The sequence below is a fragment of the Shewanella sp. SW24 genome, from assembly GCF_025653395.1.
Classification (GTDB): domain Bacteria; phylum Pseudomonadota; class Gammaproteobacteria; order Enterobacterales; family Shewanellaceae; genus Shewanella; species Shewanella oncorhynchi.
The window spans coordinates 1-779 of sequence record NZ_JAKKSH010000073.1; the positions used below are offsets into that span (position 1 = coordinate 1).

1 protein-coding gene is annotated in these 779 nt (G+C 48.5%); it reads right to left on the reverse strand.

All coding sequences use genetic code 11. The annotated features are described in order from the left end of the window. Positions 1 to 206 (reverse strand): reverse transcriptase N-terminal domain-containing protein (locus tag L5M17_RS22910; protein ID WP_263149289.1); only part of this gene is annotated, 206 nt, incomplete at its 3' end. Positions 207 to 779 lie beyond the last annotated feature (573 nt).

Sequence of the window (779 nt, forward strand, 5' to 3'; positions counted from 1 at the left end):
GACACTCGTTTAACAGCAAGGAGTTTTGCTGAGCGCGAGTGCGTCAGTAACCATTGCAAGGCTTTTACCTTGCCGTGCTCACCTTCTTTTGTTGCCTTTGCGATACGCATCTGAAGCTTTAATACATGCGACTCTACGGATTTCCAGTCGATTGACTGCCATTGAGCACTGTCAGGAGAGGCACTAATCTCTTTTGAAATCATCATTTGCGTTTCTCCTTGGATAAAGTCCTTCAAATTCTCTCGCAACGGGAGACCAGTCGGAAGTGGGCTCACTTTCGTGCCAGACAGTTGTCTGTATCTGCATCATTACAATGCAGCCTTTGCTTTCTCCAACATCCTATACCTGCACCGCCATCGGCTATATTGGCTTTCCCAGAGGGAGCGATACAGGCTTACCGTGTTCCGTATGTCGCGCAATGTCAGGTTAGATGCCCGCTATGGTGCGGAGAGTACAATGATCACGAAAGAGCATGGGACAATCTCTTTCCGACTCTCGTGCCTTTTGGCTACAGCGTGTTAACCACTTCCGCTGTTTCATCGCATAACGCACCTTACGCGGATTCACTTACATTCATCATACTGACTACCTAGCACTCACCCGATTTGTGGTTATCAGGAGGATCATCCCCTCGCGGTTCATATCCCGATTGGTCAAAGACCAATCTTCGTTACATTGTCAGAGCCGCTACTTTATTCAGGCTCCTAGGTTCATCTGGTGATACAGATGGTTCACTCGTTAAGCGGTGAACAGCGCTTCATACGACTTCACGTCGCACG